Consider the following 17,115-nt stretch of genomic DNA (forward strand, 5'->3'; position numbering starts at 1 on the left):
GTACCCCTCCCCCCCCCCTCCCCCCCCCTCCCCCCCCCCCCCCCCCCCCCCCCACGCCCCCCCCCCCCCCCCCCCCCCCCCCCCCCCCCCCCCCCCCCCCCCCCTCGGGCGGCGGTCCGGAACGGTCAGGTCACCCGGCCGCCCGGCTCTTTGCACCCTCCTGGGCGACCGGCGCCCAGGTGTCGACCAGACCCGGGTGCTGCTTCAGCCAGGTGCGCACGGCGTCCTGCTCCCTGCCCTTGCCCGTCTTCTGGATCTGCGCCTCCAGGCCGGTGAGCTGCTTCTCGGTCATCGAGAAGTTCTTCAGCCACTGTCCGGCCTCGGGGTTGTCGGCGGCGAAGCCCTTGCGGGCGAGGGTGTGCACGCCGTCTCCCCGGCCCCAGGCGCCCTGGGGATCCTTCAGCTTCTTCAGGCCGTAGTCGCTGTAGGCCCAGTGCGGGGACCACAGGGTGACGACGACCGGCTGCTTCCTGGCGTAGGCGCGCTTGAGCTCGGCGAGCATCGCGGGCGTGGAGCCGTCGACGACGTCGTACGAGCCCTCGAGGCCGTACTCCTTGAGGACCTTGCTCTTGAGCAGGCCCATCATGCCCGCGCTGGGCTCGATGCCGACGATCTTCCCGCCGAACTCGGAGGCGTGGGCCTTGAGGTCCGCCAGGGAGCTCACGTCCTTGACATAGGAGGGGACGGTCAGCTCCAGGGACGTGGGGCCGTACCACTTGCCGAGGTCGTCCAGCTGCTCGCCGTACTTCTTCCAGTACTCGGCGTGCGTGGTCGGCAGCCAGGAGTCGGTCTGGAAGTCGAGCCGGCCGGTGGCGAGGCCGGTGTAGAGGGGGCCGGCCGCGTACTGGGTGGTGGTGACCTTGAAGCCGCGCCGCTCCAGCAGCTCCTTCCAGAGGAAGGTGGAGGCGATGCCCTCGTCCCAGGGGATGTAGCCGATCCTGATCTCCTTGCCCTTGCCGACGTTCGTGCCGGAGGCCTCGGAGGTGCCGGCGGAGCCGAAGATCCCCATTCCGCCCGCGACGAGCGCGAGGACGACCACGCCGATGACGGCGACCTGGGGGCGCAGGCGGTACGACCACACGCTCGTCCGCGCCTTCGCGGCGGCCCTGCGGCCCAGCGGGGAGAGCTGGGTGCCGAGCGCGCCGGTCATGCGGTCCAGGTAGATGGCGAGGACGACGATGCCGACGCCCGCCTCGAAGCCGAAGCCGATGTCGAGCCGGCCGATCGCCTCGTTGACCGCGCCGCCCAGGCCGCCGGTGCCGACCATGCCGGCAATGACCACCATGGACAGGCCCAGCATGATCACCTGGTTGACGCCGGCCATGATGGTCGGCAGGGCGAGCGGCAGCTGGACGCGCAGCAGGGTGTCGCGCGGGGTGGTGCCGAACGCCTCGGCGGCCTCGACCAGTTCGGCGTCGACCTGCCTGATGCCCAGCTCGGTCATGCGGACACCGGGCGCGAGCGCGAAGATCAGGGTCGCGATGACACCGGCCGCCGTGCCGAGGCCGAAGAAGAGGATGGCCGGGATCAGCAGGACCATCGACGGCATCGTCTGGAGCAGGTCCAGGACGGGCCGTACGGCGGCGCTGACCGCCTTGGAGCGGGCTGCCCAGATGCCCAGCGGGAGGGAGATCACCAGGGCGATGACGGTGGCGACGAGGACCAGCGCCAGGGTGGACATGGCCCGGTCCCACAGGTCGAGCGAGTCGACCAGCGCGAACCCGGCGAAGGCGAGGACGCCCGCGACCAGGCCGCGCAGCCACCAGGCGGTCACCGCGAGGATGCCGGCCAGCAGCAGCGGCTCGGGCGCGGTCAGGACTGCGTCGATGCCGTCGTACATGCCCTCCACGACCGCGCGTATCGCGTCGAACAGCCAGGACAGGTGGGCGACCAGCCAGTCGACGCCGGAGTCGACCCAGTCGCCGAGGTGCAGCCTAGGCACGGGTGATCACCTTCCCGCCGTTGTCGCACGCGGCGGGTTCGCCCTGTTCGTCGCCGAGGAAGCCGACGAGACGCTGCCGGGGTACGACACCCACGAGCGCGCGGTCGGCGTCGAGGACGGCGACCGGGTGGGTGAGGCGGGCGCTGATCGCGCACAGCTCGGCGAACGGCGTCTCGGGGGTGGCCGTCTCGCAGCCGCAGTCGGCCTCGTCGCCGTGGACCTCGGTGTCCATCACGGCGGCGGCGGTCAGCACGCGGGAGCGGTCGACGTCCTGGATGAAGGAGGCGACGTACTCGTTCGCGGGGCGCAGCAGGATGTCCTCGGCGGTGCCGGTCTGCACGATGCGGCCGCCGCGCATGACGGCGATGCGGTCGCCCAGGCGCATGGCCTCGTTGAGGTCGTGGGTGATGAACACGATGGTCTTCTTCAGGGTCTTCTGGAGTTCCAGGAGCTGGTCCTGCATGTCGCGGCGGATCAGCGGGTCCAGGGCGCTGAAGGACTCGTCCATCAGGAGCACGTCGGCGTCGGTGGCGAGGGCGCGGGCGAGGCCGACGCGCTGCTGCATGCCGCCGGACAGCTCGTCGGGCCAGGAGTCCTCCCAGCCGGCCAGGCCGCACAGGGCGAGCGCCTCGTCGGCGCGGCGCTCGCGCTCGGCGCGGGGCACGCCCTGCACGCTCAGGCCGTAGGCGGCGTTGTCGCGGACGCTGCGGTGCGGGAAGAGCGCGAAGTGCTGGAAGACCATGCTGATCTTCTTCGAGCGCAGCTCGCGCAGCCCTCGGTCGGTGAGCCCGGTCAGATCCCGGCCGTCGAATCGGACCTGGCCGGCGGTCGGCTCCAGCAGGCCGTTGAGCATGCGCAGCAGGGTGGACTTGCCGGAGCCCGACAGGCCCATGACGACGAAGATCTCGCCGGCCTCGACGGCGAAGGAGGCGTCGATCACGGCGGCGGTGGTGCCGTCGGCGCGCAGCTCCTCCCGGTCGGCGCCCTTGCGCAGCCGCTCCACCGCCTGGTCCGGTCGTCTGCCGAACACCTTGAACAGATGCTGGGCCTCAAGCCTGGATGACACACGTACCTCTCTCTCGACGGACAGGACAGAGGCCGCGCCTGCCCGCGTCGGTGCACGTCAAACGCGCACGTGGGCCAGTTCACGGCGGATGCGCAGGCCGCAACCCGTTGCGCAGCACACCGTCGCCGTCAGTGCCGTACGGCATGATGCGAGCGTGACCGGACGACTCATGCTTCTCGACACCGCCTCGCTGTACTTCCGCGCCTACTTCGGCGTGCCGGACTCCGTGCGGGCGCCGGACGGCACGCCGGTGAACGCCGTGCGCGGACTGCTCGACTTCATCGACCGCCTCGTGCGGGACCACCGGCCGGACCAGCTGGTGGCCTGCATGGACGCCGACTGGCGGCCGCACTGGCGGGTGGAGCTGATCCCCACGTACAAGGCGCACCGTGTCGCCGAGGAGCACGAGGGCGCGCCGGACGAGGAGCAGGTGCCGGACACGCTCTTGCCGCAGGTGCCGGTCATCGAGGCCGTGCTGGACGCGGTCGGCATCGCCCGGGTGGGGGTCGAGGGGTACGAGGCGGACGACGTGATCGGCACGTTCACCGCGCGTGCCGACGGACCGGTGGACATCGTCACCGGCGACCGCGACCTGTATCAGCTCGTCGACGACAAGCGCGGGATCCGCGTGCTGTACCCGCTCAAGGGCGTCGGCACGCTGCAGCTGACCGACGAGGCGGTGCTGCGCGAGAAGTACGGGGTCGACGGCCGGGGGTACGCGGATCTGGCGCTGCTGCGCGGCGATCCGAGCGACGGCCTGCCGGGTGTGCCCGGCATCGGCGAGAAGACGGCCGCCAAGCTGCTCGCCGAGTTCGGCGACCTGGCCGGGATCATGGCGGCGGTCGACGACCCGCGGTCGAAGCTCACGCCGTCGCAGCGGGTGCGGCTGGCCGAGGCCCGGCCCTATGTGGCGGTCGCGCCGAAGGTGGTGAAGGTGGCCGACGACGTCCCGCTGCCGGACGTCGAGACCACGCTGCCGCGCACCCCGCGGGATCCGGCGGGTCTCGAGTGGCTGGCGGCACACTGGGGACTGGGGAGCTCCCTGCAACGCCTGCTCGTCACGCTCGGGGAGTGAGGCCCGACCGGAATATTCCGGCAAAACGCGTTCATCGAGCCCGCATGGAAGGCCTGTTCAACGAAGAGAGATGCTAACTTAGGTAAACCTAACCAATGCAGCAGGAGGCCGCGATGGCAGAGCGCCCGGGACGAAAGCCGCGCACGCCCTATACCGCCCAGGTGGTGCGCACCGAGCGGCTGACCCCGCACATGCAGCGTGTGGTGCTCGGCGGCCAGGGTCTGGCCGGTTTCGCCGCGGACACCTGTACCGACCACTATGTGAAGCTGCTGTTCGGCCCCGCGGGCGTGACCTACCCGGAACCCTTCGACCTGGAGCGGATCCGTGCGGAGTTCCCCCGCGAGCACTGGCCGGTGACACGGACGTACACGGTGCGCGCCTGGGACCCCGGGCACCGGGAGCTGACCCTGGACTTCGTGGTCCACGGCGACGAGGGTCTGGCCGGACCGTGGGCCCTGCGGGTGCAGCCCGGTGAGAGCGTGCGCCTCATGGGCCCCGGCGGTGCGTACGCGCCCGACCCGAGCGCCGACTGGCACCTGCTCGTCGGTGACGAGAGCGCGCTGCCCGCGATCGCCCGCACCCTGGAGACGCTGCCCGCCGGCACCCGGGCGCACGCCTTCGTGGAGGTGTCCGGCCCCGAGGAGGAGCAGAAGATCGACTCCGATGTGGAGATCGTCTGGCTGCACCGCGGGGACCGGCCGGTGGGCGAGGCCCTGCTGGCGGCCGTCCACGGCCTTCGGTTCCCCGAGGGCCGGCTGCAGGCGTTCGTGCACGGCGAGGCGGGCTTCGTGAAGGAACTGCGCCGGCTGCTCCGGGTCGAGCTGCAGGTTCCGCGCGAGGACCTGTCGATCTCCGGCTACTGGCGCCTCGGGCACAACGAGGACGGCTGGCAGGCCTCCAAGCGGGAGTGGAACGCCCGGATCGAGGCCGAGCAGGAGAGCGGCGGCGCGGCGGCCGCCTGAACGGCGCGAAGGAGCAAGGGGGGTGTCACCCCGGCACCCGTACCCTTGACCTGGTGAGACGCCGTACGCCACTCCCGCCCGCCCCGCTCCCCCAGCGCGACGGTGTCGACCCGGTGCGGGTGCGGCTGCCGTTCGACGGGGCGTGGGCGACCGTGCGGGAGTACCTCGTGGCACGGCTGACGGGGGCCGGACCCGGTGTGGTCGGGGCGATGGTCGACGCGGGGCAGGTCGTGGGGGCCGACGGGCGGGCGGTGGCGCCGGACGCGCCGTACCAGCCGGGGATGTTCGTGTGGTTCCACCGGGAGTTGGCGGCCGAGGTGCCGGTGCCGTTCCCGGTGGAGGTGGTCCACCGGGACGCGCACATCGTCGTGGCCGACAAGCCGCACTTCCTCGCGACGACCCCGCGCGGCACCCATGTCACCCAGACGGCGCTGGCCCGGCTGCGGCGCGAGCTGGACCTTCCCTCGTTGACCGCCGCGCACCGGCTGGACCGGCTCACGGCCGGCCTTGTGCTGTTCACGGTGCGGCCGGAGGAGCGCGGCGCGTACCAGACGCTGTTCCGGGACCGGCAGGTGCGCAAGGAGTACGAGGCCGTCGCGCCGTACGATCCCGCGCTCGAGCTGCCCCGGACGGTGCGCAGCCGGATCGTGAAGGAGCGCGGGGTGCCGGCCGCCCGGGAGGTCGAGGGCGAGCCGAACGCGGTGACCCGGGTGGAGCTGGCCGAGCACCGGGGCGGGCTGGGCCGGTACCGGCTCGTCCCGGAGACCGGGCAGACCCATCAGCTGCGGGTGCATCTGAACGCGCTGGGTGTGCCCATCCTCGGCGACCCGCTGTATCCGGAGGTGACCGCCCCCGTACCGCCCGGTGACTTCCGGCGTCCGCTGCAACTGCTCGCGCGGAGGCTGGAGTTCACCGATCCGGTCACGGGGGCGGAGCACACCTTCGTCAGCGGACGGACGCTGCAGGCATGGCCCTGCCCGCAGCGGTGGGCGGGCGAGGAGCCGTAAGGCCGCTCAGTCCCCCCGCCACCAGCGCAGCATCCGCCGCCACACGTTCTCGCGGCGGGGCGCCTCCGGTGCCGCGGGGGCGGGCGCGGGCTCGGGCGCGGGGGTCGAGGGCGCCGGGAGGGCGTCCGGGACGGGGGGCGTCTCCGTGCGGATGGTGCCGACCTCCCAGTTGGCGCGCTGCGGCGGGATGGGGGACGGGCTCGGCGGAAGGCCGACGTCCTGCTGGGGCTTCGGTTCGAAGCGCACCGGCAGGGCCACCAGGTGCCGGGAGGCGATGGACTGCCGCCAGCGCAGGTCCTCCTCGGCGCAGTCCAGCTGGATGTCCGACAGCCGCATCAGCAGGGCGTCCACGCCGACGTCGGCGATGGCACGGCCGATGTCCTGGCCGGGGCACTCGTGGGGGCCGCCGCCGAAGGCGAGGTGGGAGCGGTTGCCCTGCATGTTGGCGGACAGGTCCGGGCGGACACGCGGGTCGACGTTGCCCGGGGCGGGCGCGAAGAGCAACCCGTCGCCCTTGCGGATGCGCTGGCCGCCCAGTTCCGTGTCCTGCTTGGCGAAGTAGCCGAGGACGGTGCTGAACGGCGGCTCGTCCCACAGGGACTGCTCGATCGCCTCCGGCACCGTCATCTGGCCGCCGTTGAGCTGGGCGCGGAAGCCCGGCTCGGTGAGGACCATGCGCAGTGCGTTGGCGAGCAGGTTGGCGGTGGCCTCGTAGGCCGCGAAGAGGACGAGGCGCAGGTGTTCGCGGACCTCGTCGTCGGTCAGTCCCGCGGGGTGGGTGATGAGGTGACTGGTGAAGTCGTCCTCGGGCCGGGCGCGGCGGCGGGTGGTGAGCCGGCTCAGCGCGTCCATGACGTAGGCATGGCTCTGGATGGCGGTCTCGGTGCCCTTGAGCGCATCGCGGGCGGCCTGCACCATCCGGTCGTTGTACTCCTCGGACATGCCGAGGATCTCGCACATGACGGCCATCGGCAGATGCTCGGCGAACTGGGAGACCAGGTCGGCCCGGCCCCGCTCACAGAAGTCGTTGACCAGCTCCTGGGTGTAGCGGCCGATGTGACGGCGCATGGTGCGGTGGTCGATGGTCGACATGGCGCCGGTGACCGCCGCGCGCAGCCGCTGGTGCTCGTCGCCCTCGGCGTGCGAGCAGATGGGCTGCCAGGCGATGTGCGGCATGAGCGGGTGGTCGGGCTTGACCATGCCTTCCTGGAGCGGGGTCCAGATCCGGCTGTCGCGTGCGTACTGGGAGGGGCTGCGCACCAGGTGGAGGTTCTCGGCGTGCCCGAGGACCACCCACATGGGGACGTCCTCGTGGAGCAGCACGGGCGCCACGGGGCCGTGCTCCTCCCGCAGGCTCTCGTAGAGGTCGCCCAGGTCCTCCGCGTCGGGGCCGTAGAGCCGGTGCAGTCCCCCGGGGCCGCGGCCGTGCGCCGGGCAGCCGGGAGGCGGGCCGGAGGTGGGGTCGGTGCCGGTCAGGGATTGGGGTTCAGGCGTCACAGTGTCGCTCCGGAACGGAAGGTGGGGGTAGATCGGGTGCGGGTCAGGTAAGAGCGCCGGACAGGGCGAGCGAGTGCAGGAAGCGCATCAGGGTCAGCAGCACGTCCTTGCTGGAGGCACGGCGGCGCACGTCGCACTCGATGATCGGGATCTCCGGGGCCAGGTCCAGCGCGGTGCGCAGTTCGTCGACGGGGTAACGGGGCGCGTCGGGGAAGGAGTTGACGGCGACGACGAAGGGGACGCCGCGTTCCTCCAGCCGCCCCATGACGTCGAAGCTGACCTCCAGGCGCCGGGTGTCGACCAGGACGACCGCGCCGAGCGCGCCTTCGAACAGGCCGTTCCACAGGAACCAGAAGCGTTCCTGGCCGGGGGTGCCGAAGAGGTAGAGCACCAGCTTGTCGGTGATGCTGATGCGGCCGAAGTCCATGGCCACGGTGGTGGCCGTCTTGGACTCGGATCCGTAGTTGTCGTCGATCCCGATGCCGGCCTGGGTCATGGTCTCCTCGGTGGTCAGCGGTCTGATCTCGCTGACCGAACCGACCATGGTGGTCTTGCCGACACCGAAGCCGCCCACGATCACGATCTTCACCGCGGCCTGTGCCGTGTGCGGGAGATGGTCCTCGCTCCGTGGGCCGGGGAGCGTGTCAGAGCCGTTGAAGTCCATGCATCACCGCTTCGAGGAGTGATCGGTCGGGGACCGCCTGGCGGACGATCGGGGCGCGCGCCTGCACCAGTTCGTTCACGATCAGCTCGGTGATCAGGACGGTCATCGCGCTGAACGGCAGGTTGAGGTAGGCCGAGAGCTCGGCCACGGACAGGGGGGCGGTGCAGAGCCGGAGCACTGCCGCCTCCTCCGGTGAGGCGGACGGGGGCGGCGCGGAGCGTGCCACGATCAAGGTGACCAGGTCGAGTTCGGCCCGGCCTCCGTCGGCGGTGTCGGCGATGGTGTACAGCCGTTCGGGGTTCCTGGGCGATTCCTCGCCGTCCGCCGGCTCGGGGGGCGGCGGCGGTGGAGGCGGCAGTGGCTGCGGCTGGCGCCGCTTGCGTCGCGGAGGAGTCATACGGTCTGCCCGTTCCGCCGGGGCGGACTGGTGAGATGGGCTCCGATCCGGACGACGAGGTCGCGCATCATGCCGGCCATCCGACCCGGCTCGCAGGTCACGTCGGCGAGCACGGCGAGATAGGCGTTGGCGCCGGCGTCCATGAGGTAGAAGTAGCCGCCCTCGATCTCGATGACGACGAGCTTCATGTCGCTGGCGCCCTCGATCTCCTGGATGATGGCGCCGGCGAGGCTCTGTACGCCCGCGCAGGCGGCGGCCACCCGGTCGGCGGCGTCGGGGTCGCCGCCGTAGCGGGCGATGCGCAGTCCGTCGGCGGAGAGGACCACGATCATCTGGATGCCCGGTACGCCGTCGTTGAGCTGCTTGAGCATCCAGTCGAAGTTGCCTCGCTGCTGGATCACTTGAGGTCCCCCTCGTCGTCGGCCTCGATGGCGGCCTCGGTGGCGGTGTCCGAATCGTTGAGCAGGTGCAGGTACTTGGTCGGGTTCCGCGTGAAGTCGGTCAGTTCGGGCGCGGTGGCGCCCTCGGGCATGCCCTTCCTGAGTCCGTCGAAGAAGTCGTCGATCCACATGCCCGGCGGCCGGTCCCTGAGCTTCTGGATCTCGGGGTCGATCTCGGGCTCGGGCTCGGGTTCGGGCTTGGCCTGCGACCAGATGGTCGGCCTGCCCTCGCGCTCGGCGCGCTCGATGGCGGCCTGTTCGGCGATCCGCTGGCTGAGCGGGGTCTTGACCCGGCTGCGGCGCTGCGGCAGACCGCCCGCCGTCCACTCGGTGACCTCGGGGACGTCGTCCTCCATGGAGATCCCGGCGGGGATGCGGGGGCTGGTGGGGCGGCGCTTCTTGGGCGGGCGCTTCGGGCCCTCCACCGCGCCGAGTTCGGGCCTCGGCACGCCGGTGGCACCGATGCCGTGCGCGGCGCCGACGCCGGGCTCGGTGGTGGTCATGACGCGCGGTACGACGAGGATCGCGCGGACGCCGCCGTAGGCGGAGGCGCGCAGCGAGACCTGCATGTCGAAGGCCTTGCAGAGCCGGCCGACGACGGCGAGGCCGAGGCGCGGGTTCGCGCCCAGGTTCTCCGCGTCGTCGCCCGCCATCGCGTCGTGGATCGCCTTCTCGATGCGGGCGCGGCCTTCCTCGCTGAGGCTGACGCCGGCGTCCTCGATCTCGATGACCAGGCCGGTCTGCACCTCGGCGGCGGTGACGTGCACCTTGGTCGAGGGCGGCGAGTAGCGGGTGGCGTTGTCGAGGAGCTCGGCGGCCGCGTGGATGATCGGCTCGACGGAGGTGCCCTTGATGTTGATGTTGACGATGGAGTTCAGCTCGATGCGCCGGTACTCCAGGATCCGGGACATGGCACCGCGCATCACGCTGTACAGCGACACGGGCTTCGGCCACTGACGGCCGGGGCGGCCGCCGCCGAGCACGGAGATGGTGTCGGCGAGGCGGCCGATCAGCGCGGTGCCGTGGTCGATGCGCAGCAGGTCGTCGAAGACCTCGGGGTTGCGGCCGTGGTCCTCCTCCATCTCCCGCAGTTCGTTGGCCTGCTGGTGGACGATGGCCTGGATGCGGCGGGCGATGCTGACGTAGGAGCGCTCGGTGGCGTCGCGCATCGAGATCTCGAAGTCGGCGCCCTTCAGCGCCGTGCGCAGCAGGGTGCGCTGCGACTCGGGCATGTGGCGCAGTTCGGGGTCGTTGTCGACGGTCTTGCGCATCGCGTCTCTGAGCGGTTCTCCGTAGCGGAGCCGGCGCAGCGCGGTGGGCAGGACCTCGGTGCCGAGGCGGACGATCTCCGCGTCATGGGCGGCGAGGCGGCGCTCCAGATACGCGGTGTGACGGGCGTGCTCGGCCTGCGCCTCGCGGAGTCGGCGGCCGCGGCGGACGGCCTCGGCGGCCGTGGAGAGGACCAACACCAGGGCCACGGCCCCGCACGTGCCGATGGCGATCCGGGCTGAGGCCGGGGCCAGGGCGATCGCGGCCCCGGTCGCCGCGGCCATCGCTATGGCCGGCAGCAACAGCACGCGCGCAAAGGGACGTTCACGGCCGCCGGGAGGCTTCTGAACACTCACCATGGATGCCTTCTGAGACGAATCGGCTGGGTGTCGAGGGGGCTTTCGGGGGGAAGGTTCATGGAACAGAGGGGATCTACTGGAAGTTTGGGAACAGGCGCACGAATACACCTCAACTCGGTGCGCCGCGGGCGAGCTTAGTCCGACCGGATCATCGCCGTGTCATATTCGGCAAGCACCTGAAATCGCCCACGCAACAGGAGTACGCTCGGCTTATTTACACGCTGAGCACTTGTTCGAACACAGGGCGTAATGGCGTTCGGGCATGCGAAAGCAACTCACCGTGATGAGTGAATGAGGGCGCCGATCAGATCAACGGCTTAGGGGCACCGGGCTGTACGGATACGCGGCTGGGCCGCGCGGGCGCGGCCGGCCACAGCCCACCCGCGCCCGCCAACGAAAGATCACCCCACCGACGAGTAGGCGACAACCCCGCGCAGCACCGCATCGACCGCCTTGCGCGCGGCCTTCGCCACCGTCGAGCCTTCCGCAGGCGAAGCCGCGGAGATCTGACCGAGGACATCGATGACCTGCTTGCACCACCGCACGAAGTCACCCGCGGGCATCTCCGCCTCGCGCAGCACCTCGTCGAGCCCCGTCCCCGAGGCCCACATGTAGACGGCCCAGGCGAAGCCCAGGTCCGGCTCGCGCTGGCCGACCCCCTCGGTCTGGTTGATCCGGAACTCCTCCTCCAGCGCGTCCAGCCGGCCCCAGATCCGGACCATCTCGCCGAGCGCGGCCTTCGCCTTGCCGGAGGGCAGCTTGGGCGCCATGGCGTCGTCGCCGACCCGTGCCTCGTACACCAGCGCCGAGACGCAGGCGGCGAGTTCGGCCGGGCCGAGACCCTCCCAGACGCCCTCGCGCAGGCATTCGCTGGCCAGCAGGTCGAGTTCGCCGTAGAGCCGGGCGAGCCGCTTGCCGTGCTCGGTGACCTCGTCGCCGCGCAGGTAGTCCAGCTCGGTCAGCAGCGCCACGATCCGGTCGAAGGTCCGCGCGATGGTGTTCGTACGGCCCTCGATACGACGCTCCAGCTGCGAGGTGTCGCGCATCAGGCGGTGGTAGCGCTCGGCCCAACGGGCGTGGTCCTCACGGTCGTTGCAGCCGTGGCAGGGATGGGCGCGGATCGCCGTGCGCAGCCGGGCGATCTCACGGTCGTCCGCTGCCTGGGACCGCTTCTTGCGCGCCCGCTCCGGCGGGATGTGCCCGGCCTTGGAGCGCAGCGCCGAGGTGAGGTCCCGACGGGACTGCGGGGAGCGCGGGTTGAAGCTCTTCGGGATCCGCATCCGGTCCAGCGGCTCGACCGGCACCGGGAAGTCCATCGACGCCAGCCGCTTGACCTGCCGTTCGGCGGTCAGCACCAGCGGGCGCGGGCCGTCGTGGTGGTCGAAGCCCCGGTGGCCGTTGGACCGGCCGGCGGGCAGGCCCGGATCCAGCACGAGCGCCAGGCCGGCGTACTTGCCCGTCGGCACGTGAATGACGTCCCCCGGCTTGAGCTTCTCCAGGGCGACGGCGGCGTCGGCACGGCGCTGGTTCGCGCCCTGCCGGGCCAGTTCGGTCTCGCGGTCCTTCAACTCCCGCCGCAGCCGCGCGTACTCCTCGAAGTCGCCGAGGTGGCAGGTCATGGAGGCCTTGTAGCCCTCCAGGCCCTCCTCGTTGCGCTGCACCTGGCGGGAGATCCCGACGACCGACTTGTCGGCCTGGAACTGCGCGAAGGACGTCTCCAGCAACTCGCGCGAGCGGTGCCGGCCGAACTGCTCGACCAGGTTGACCGCCATGTTGTACGACGGCTTGAAGCTGGAGCGCAGCGGGTACGTGCGCGTGCCCGCGAGACCGGCGAGGTGCTCGGGGCTCATGCCGCGCTGCCAGAGCACGACCGCGTGGCCCTCGATGTCGATGCCCCGGCGGCCGGCGCGGCCCGTCAACTGGGTGTACTCGCCAGGGGTGATGTCGGCGTGCTGCTCGCCGTTCCACTTGACGAGCTTCTCCAGGACCACCGAGCGGGCCGGCATGTTGATGCCGAGCGCGAGGGTCTCGGTGGCGAACACGGCCTTGACCAGTCCGCGCACGAACAGTTCCTCGACGACCTCCTTGAAGGTCGGCAGCATGCCCGCGTGGTGGGCGGCGATGCCGCGCTCCAGGCCCTCCAGCCACTCGTAGTAGCCGAGGACGTGCAGGTCCTCGGGCGGGATGCCGGCCGTGCGCTCCTCGACCAGCTCACGGACCTGCTCCCGCGCCTCCTCGTCGTTGAGCCTGAGGCCCGCGTACAGGCACTGCTGGACGGCGGCCTCGCAGGCGGCGCGGCTGAAGATGAAGGTGATGGCCGGGAGCAGACCCTCGGAGTCCAGGCGCTCGATGACCTCGGGGCGACCCGGTGTCCACACGCGCGAGCGCTGTCTGCGCTCGCGCTCGCGGTCGGCCTCGCGCATGGCGCGGCCGCGCCGGCGGTCCTGGTACGACGGCCGGGTCGCCTCCATGCGGGCGAGGCGGACGAGGTCGGGGTTGACGGCCTTCTTGTGGCCCTCGCCCTCCTCGAACAGGTCGTACATCCGGCGCCCGGCGAGCACGTGCTGGAACAGCGGCACGGGCCGGTGCTCGGCGACGATCACCTCGGTGTCGCCACGGACGGTGTCCAGCCAGTCACCGAACTCCTCGGCGTTGGACACGGTCGCCGACAGGGACACCAGGGTCACCGACTCGGGCAGGTGGATGATCACTTCCTCCCAGACGGCGCCACGGAAGCGGTCGGAGAGGTAGTGCACCTCGTCCATGACCACGTAGCCGAGGCCGAGGAGGGTCTGCGAGCCGGCGTACAGCATGTTCCGCAGCACCTCGGTGGTCATCACGACCACCGGGGCGTCGGAGTTGATGCTGTTGTCGCCGGTGAGCAGGCCGACCATGCCGTCCCCGTAGCGGCGGCACAGGTCGGCGTACTTCTGGTTCGACAGCGCCTTGATGGGGGTCGTGTAGAAGCACTTCTTGCCCTGCATGAGGGCGAGGTGGACGGCGAACTCGCCCACGATCGTCTTGCCCGAGCCGGTGGGGGCGGCCACCAGCACACCCTTCCCCGCTTCGAGGGCCTGGCAGGCCTCGATCTGGAAGGGGTCGAGGCCGAAGTCGTACATCTCGCGGAAGGATGCGAGCGCGGTGGCCTGCTCGGCTGCCCGCTTCCGGGCTGCCGCGTACCGCTCGGCCGGTGAGAGGTCCTCTGTCATCGTGCTTTCGAGCGTACCGGGCCCCACTGACAACAGGACGATCATTATCCCGAACGTGGGGTGATCGGCAAAGACGGATGCCCCCGTCCTGAAGGACGGGGGCAGCGTTCAGCGGCTGGTGAACGGTCAGGTCACGTCGTCGTAGCCGTTGACCCGGTCCGTACCCGCCTGCTCGGGCAGGGCCCGGTGCGCCGGGACGGGTTCCACCTCGCCGATGTCCTCGGGGGTGAGGTCCAGGTCGGAGGCCTCGTCGTCGGCGGGACCCTCGGCCGCACGACGCCGCTTGCGCTTGTCGTTGGCCAGCGAGAAGGCGACCGCGGCGAAGTACAGCACCCAGATCGGCCCGGCGAGGGCCAGCATGGACAGCGGGTCGGTGCTCGGCGTCGCAACGGCCGCGAAGATCGTGATGCCCAGGATCATGGCGCGCCACCAGCCGAGCATCCGCTGGCCGGTGAGCACCCCGGTGAGGTTGAGCATGATCAGCAGCAGCGGCAGCTCGAAGGAGAGACCGAAGACGATCACCATGCGCGTGACCAGCTGGAGCAGGTCGTCCAGCGGCAGGAAGTTCCTGATGGCCCCGTTCGGCGTGAAGTCGATCAGCACCTTCGCCGTGGTGGGCAGCACCTTGTACGCGAAGAAGCCACCGGCGAAGAACAGCGGGGCGCCGGTGAAGACGAAGGCGTAGGCGTACTTCTTCTCGTGCCGGTGCAGACCCGGGGCGACGAAGGCCCACAGCTGGTAGAGCCAGATCGGCGACGCGAGCACGACACCCGCCATCAGCGAGACCTGAAGGGCCAGCGTGAAGGGGGCGAGGAGACCGTTGATCGTGATCTCCGCGCACTGGGTCTTGCCGCTGGACTTCGCCAGCTCCTCGAAGGTCTGCGGGCAACCGATCGAGTCGAGGATGGGCCTCGTCAGGAAGTTGATGATGTCGTTGTAGAAGAAGGCGGCGACGACCGTCACGACGACGATGGCCAGCAGTGCCTTCGCGAGCCGGTTGCGGAGCTCACGAAGGTGATCCGCAAGGGGCATCCGCCCCTCGGGATCCTTCTCCTTCTTGCGGGCAGACTTGAGCAACCCACGTCCTCATCTCGTGCGGCAGGCCGGAGGGTTCCGGCTCTGCGTCAGCGCTGGGTGGTGTCCGTCGGCTCGTTGACCGGCCGCGAGCTGCTCACGTCGCCGGGGGCCGCCTGGATGGTGCGCTGGGAGGGAGGCTGCTCATTGGAGCTGGGCGCCTGGGCGGAGGTGTTGCTCTCCTCCTTCATCGCCTTGGCCTCGCTCTTGAGGATGCGCGCGGACTTGCCGAGCGAGCGAGCCATGTCCGGAAGCTTCTTCGCGCCGAAGAGCAGCACGACGATGACGAGGATGAGAATGATCTCGGTAGGTCCGAGCCTTCCGAACATAAGTCTTTACCTTCTCACCGAGGCGGCTGGGTTGGGGTGCTGTCCGACCAGTCGGACATGCGTCCGATTGGTCGTGCTGGCAGCGATCGTAACGCTCAGGGGTGAACGAGAGGCAATCCCCGTGCGTACTCCCGGTCCGCGGTGCGCGCCTCGCTCTTCGCACCGCGATCAGCAGCGTACCTGTACCGACGCTCAGCATGACAGGGCGAAGTGGCCCAAACCGTTTCCCATGATCGAATCACGGACTCCGGCGATGTCCCTCACAGCGTGTCCACGGCACGGGCCGCACTCACGGCCGCCCGCTCCAGGTTCTCGGCCGCCCTGTTGATACGGCGCGCGGAGTCCGCGACCTGCTGCCCGAGGCGTCGCGCCTCCAGGAAGACCCGGACGGCGAGCACGCCCAGAACGGCGAGACCCAGGAAACCCACGGCTACCGCGAACATCGGCCAGAACATGACGTCGAGCCTAGACGGTCCTACACCGTGGAGTGCAGCCGCAGGGTCCGCACGCCGCCGCCGGTGAGCAGCTCGACGATGCGCTCCCCGGCGGGCTTGCGCACCGAGGCGCCGCAGTCGGGGCAGGTGAAGCAGTAGAACGTCGTCCGGCTGGTGGCGCCGATGGCGAGGCGCAGGGCGCTCGCGGAGAGTTCGAAGCGGCCCCGGCAGTCCGGGCAGCCGGCCTTGAACACCACGGGGACCACTCTCTTCATGCCGGCGAAGGCGGCCGCCACCGTCATTTGACCAGCACCGGACCCCGGAGACTCGTTCAAAGCCCTTGCTCCTGCCTGTCGAACTGCCCGTCGTTCCCACCGTCGTGGACACCGTGCACCGCCGTCGGCGGTGTGTCCGTGTCGTACGCCGCCAGTGCCTCGCGGGCCGCCCGGCGGGCGCTGTCGGCCAGCTCGGACGGCGAGACGATCCTGCCGTCGCCGCCGAGACGCAGGGCCAGTCGGCGCAGGGAGGCCGGATCAGGGGTGCGCAGAGTGATACGCAGCCCGCCGTCGGGAAGCTCATCGGCGCTGTCGTGCGGGTAGTACTCGGCGACCCAGCGGCCGCCCGGGCCGACCTCGATCACGACCTCCGGATCCTCTGCAGCCGGCTGCACCAGGGCCTCGGAGAGGTCCCGCAGCTCGATCTCCGGGGGCGCGGAGGGCTCGTCCAGGATCCTGATCTCGGCGACCCGGTCGAGCCGGAAGGTGCGCCGGGCCTCGGAGCGGCGGCACCAGGCCTCGACGTAGGTGTGGCCGACGCTGACCAGGCGGATGGGGTCGATCTCGCGCTCGGTGACCTCGTCGCGCGCCGGTGAGTAGTAGCGGATCCACAGCCGACGGCGCTCGGAGATCGCCCGGTCCACGTCGGCGAAGACGCCGCCCTCGGACTCGAAGGTCACCGAGAGGCGGGAGCTGGCGCCGGCGGTCTCACCGGCCGCCGCCTCCACCTTGGCGGTCGCCCGCAGCAGGGCCTGGCGGTCGCTCTCCCGCAGGCCGGGCAGGGTCGACACCGCGCGGGCGGCCACCAGCAGGGCCGTGGCCTCGTCGGCGGCGAGCCGGAGCGGCTCGGCCGCCTCCTCGCCGAGCGCGGCCGGGTTGTGCCACCAGATGCGCTCGCCGTCGGTGTCGATGTCCAGCAGGTCGCCGCCGCGGAAGCTGGTGCCGCACATGGGCAGCAGATCGAGGTCCGAGACCAGCTCGTCCTCGGTGATGCCGAAGGCGCGCGCGACGTCCGCGATCCGCGCGCCGGGGCGCTCCCTGAGGTAGGTGACCAGGGAGAGCATCCGCCGGGTCTGGTCGATGGCGTTCACGGGCCTGACCGGTTTGCCTGCCATG

The 17,115-nt window shown here is 70.9% G+C and carries 16 protein-coding genes; 3 read left to right on the top strand and 13 right to left on the bottom strand.

Annotated features, from left to right (window positions below; translation table 11 throughout):
- Positions 1-130: 130 nt before the first annotated feature.
- The gene (locus ACZ5DS_RS17145; protein WP_468238813.1) at positions 131-1,942 is read right to left on the bottom strand and encodes an ABC transporter permease/substrate binding protein; all 1,812 of its coding nucleotides are present in this window, start codon (positions 1,940-1,942) and stop codon (positions 131-133) included.
- Positions 1,935-3,008: a quaternary amine ABC transporter ATP-binding protein gene (locus tag ACZ5DS_RS17150; protein WP_468238815.1), complete on the bottom strand. Its 1,074-nt coding sequence runs from the start codon at positions 3,006-3,008 to the stop codon at positions 1,935-1,937. Before ACZ5DS_RS17150 ends, ACZ5DS_RS17145 begins: the two co-directional genes overlap by 8 nt.
- Positions 3,009-3,162: 154 nt before the next feature.
- Here ACZ5DS_RS17150 and ACZ5DS_RS17155 point away from each other — a divergent pair, with 154 nt between their 5' ends.
- The 3 genes from ACZ5DS_RS17155 (at position 3,163) to ACZ5DS_RS17165 (ending at position 6,052) form a co-directional block, all read left to right on the top strand.
- Positions 3,163-4,083, top strand: a complete 921-nt coding sequence (locus ACZ5DS_RS17155; RefSeq protein WP_468238818.1) for a 5'-3' exonuclease — start codon at positions 3,163-3,165, stop codon at positions 4,081-4,083.
- A 113-nt stretch (positions 4,084-4,196) separates the two neighbouring features.
- Positions 4,197-5,045, top strand: a complete 849-nt coding sequence (locus ACZ5DS_RS17160; protein WP_468238820.1) for a siderophore-interacting protein — start codon at positions 4,197-4,199, stop codon at positions 5,043-5,045.
- 53 nt (positions 5,046-5,098) lie between these two features.
- Positions 5,099-6,052 (top strand): RluA family pseudouridine synthase, encoded by a 954-nt coding sequence (locus ACZ5DS_RS17165; RefSeq protein ID WP_468238822.1) that lies wholly within the window; start codon positions 5,099-5,101, stop codon positions 6,050-6,052.
- Between the two features lie 6 nt (positions 6,053-6,058).
- Here ACZ5DS_RS17165 and ACZ5DS_RS17170 read toward each other — a convergent pair whose 3' ends face one another.
- The 11 genes from ACZ5DS_RS17170 to ACZ5DS_RS17220 form a co-directional block, all read right to left on the bottom strand.
- Positions 6,059-7,549, bottom strand: coding sequence for a cytochrome P450 (locus ACZ5DS_RS17170; protein ID WP_468238824.1), 1,491 nt, complete (start codon positions 7,547-7,549; stop codon positions 6,059-6,061).
- 43 nt (positions 7,550-7,592) lie between these two features.
- Positions 7,593-8,213, bottom strand: coding sequence for a GTP-binding protein (locus ACZ5DS_RS17175; RefSeq protein ID WP_468238827.1), 621 nt, complete (start codon positions 8,211-8,213; stop codon positions 7,593-7,595).
- The gene (locus ACZ5DS_RS17180; RefSeq protein WP_468238830.1) at positions 8,194-8,610 is read right to left on the bottom strand and encodes a DUF742 domain-containing protein; all 417 of its coding nucleotides are present in this window, start codon (positions 8,608-8,610) and stop codon (positions 8,194-8,196) included. Before ACZ5DS_RS17180 ends, ACZ5DS_RS17175 begins: the two co-directional genes overlap by 20 nt.
- A complete protein-coding gene (locus ACZ5DS_RS17185; protein ID WP_468238832.1) occupies positions 8,607-9,011 on the bottom strand; it encodes a roadblock/LC7 domain-containing protein in 405 nt (134 codons plus the stop codon). Before ACZ5DS_RS17185 ends, ACZ5DS_RS17180 begins: the two co-directional genes overlap by 4 nt.
- Complete coding sequence (locus ACZ5DS_RS17190) at positions 9,008-10,678, bottom strand: sensor histidine kinase (protein WP_468238835.1); 1,671 nt, start codon at positions 10,676-10,678, stop codon at positions 9,008-9,010. Before ACZ5DS_RS17190 ends, ACZ5DS_RS17185 begins: the two co-directional genes overlap by 4 nt.
- Positions 10,679-11,079: 401 nt before the next feature.
- Positions 11,080-13,932, bottom strand: coding sequence for a DEAD/DEAH box helicase (locus ACZ5DS_RS17195; protein WP_468238837.1), 2,853 nt, complete (start codon positions 13,930-13,932; stop codon positions 11,080-11,082).
- Positions 13,933-14,013: 81 nt separating this feature from the next.
- A complete protein-coding gene (gene tatC / locus ACZ5DS_RS17200) occupies positions 14,014-14,964 on the bottom strand; it encodes a twin-arginine translocase subunit TatC (RefSeq protein WP_468238840.1) in 951 nt (316 codons plus the stop codon).
- 47 nt (positions 14,965-15,011) lie between these two features.
- Positions 15,012-15,290 carry a Sec-independent protein translocase subunit TatA gene (tatA, locus tag ACZ5DS_RS17205; protein ID WP_468238843.1) on the bottom strand — a complete coding sequence of 93 codons (279 nt, stop codon included), beginning with the start codon at positions 15,288-15,290 and terminating at the stop codon, positions 15,012-15,014.
- 260 nt (positions 15,291-15,550) lie between these two features.
- The gene (locus ACZ5DS_RS17210; protein WP_468238845.1) at positions 15,551-15,745 is read right to left on the bottom strand and encodes a hypothetical protein; all 195 of its coding nucleotides are present in this window, start codon (positions 15,743-15,745) and stop codon (positions 15,551-15,553) included.
- Between the two features lie 20 nt (positions 15,746-15,765).
- Positions 15,766-16,026 carry a hypothetical protein gene (locus tag ACZ5DS_RS17215; protein WP_468238848.1) on the bottom strand — a complete coding sequence of 87 codons (261 nt, stop codon included), beginning with the start codon at positions 16,024-16,026 and terminating at the stop codon, positions 15,766-15,768.
- Between the two features lie 29 nt (positions 16,027-16,055).
- A complete protein-coding gene (locus tag ACZ5DS_RS17220) occupies positions 16,056-17,114 on the bottom strand; it encodes a helix-turn-helix transcriptional regulator (protein WP_468238851.1) in 1,059 nt (352 codons plus the stop codon).
- Position 17,115: the final 1 nt, after the last annotated feature.

This window comes from Streptomyces sp. NPDC031100 (assembly GCF_055570785.1).

Coding starts and splice junctions, on each gene's coding strand:
- ACZ5DS_RS17160 (WP_468238820.1), top strand. CDS start 4,197: ATGGCAGAGCGCCCGGGACGAAAGCCGCGCACGCCCTATACCGCCCAG.
- ACZ5DS_RS17175 (WP_468238827.1), bottom strand. CDS start 8,213: ATGGACTTCAACGGCTCTGACACGCTCCCCGGCCCACGGAGCGAGGAC.
- ACZ5DS_RS17180 (WP_468238830.1), bottom strand. CDS start 8,610: ATGACTCCTCCGCGACGCAAGCGGCGCCAGCCGCAGCCACTGCCGCCT.
- ACZ5DS_RS17190 (WP_468238835.1), bottom strand. CDS start 10,678: ATGGTGAGTGTTCAGAAGCCTCCCGGCGGCCGTGAACGTCCCTTTGCG.
- ACZ5DS_RS17195 (WP_468238837.1), bottom strand. CDS start 13,932: ATGATCGTCCTGTTGTCAGTGGGGCCCGGTACGCTCGAAAGCACGATG.
- tatA (WP_468238843.1), bottom strand. CDS start 15,290: ATGTTCGGAAGGCTCGGACCTACCGAGATCATTCTCATCCTCGTCATC.
- ACZ5DS_RS17210 (WP_468238845.1), bottom strand. CDS start 15,745: ATGTTCTGGCCGATGTTCGCGGTAGCCGTGGGTTTCCTGGGTCTCGCC.
- ACZ5DS_RS17215 (WP_468238848.1), bottom strand. CDS start 16,026: ATGACGGTGGCGGCCGCCTTCGCCGGCATGAAGAGAGTGGTCCCCGTG.
- ACZ5DS_RS17220 (WP_468238851.1), bottom strand. CDS start 17,114: ATGGCAGGCAAACCGGTCAGGCCCGTGAACGCCATCGACCAGACCCGG.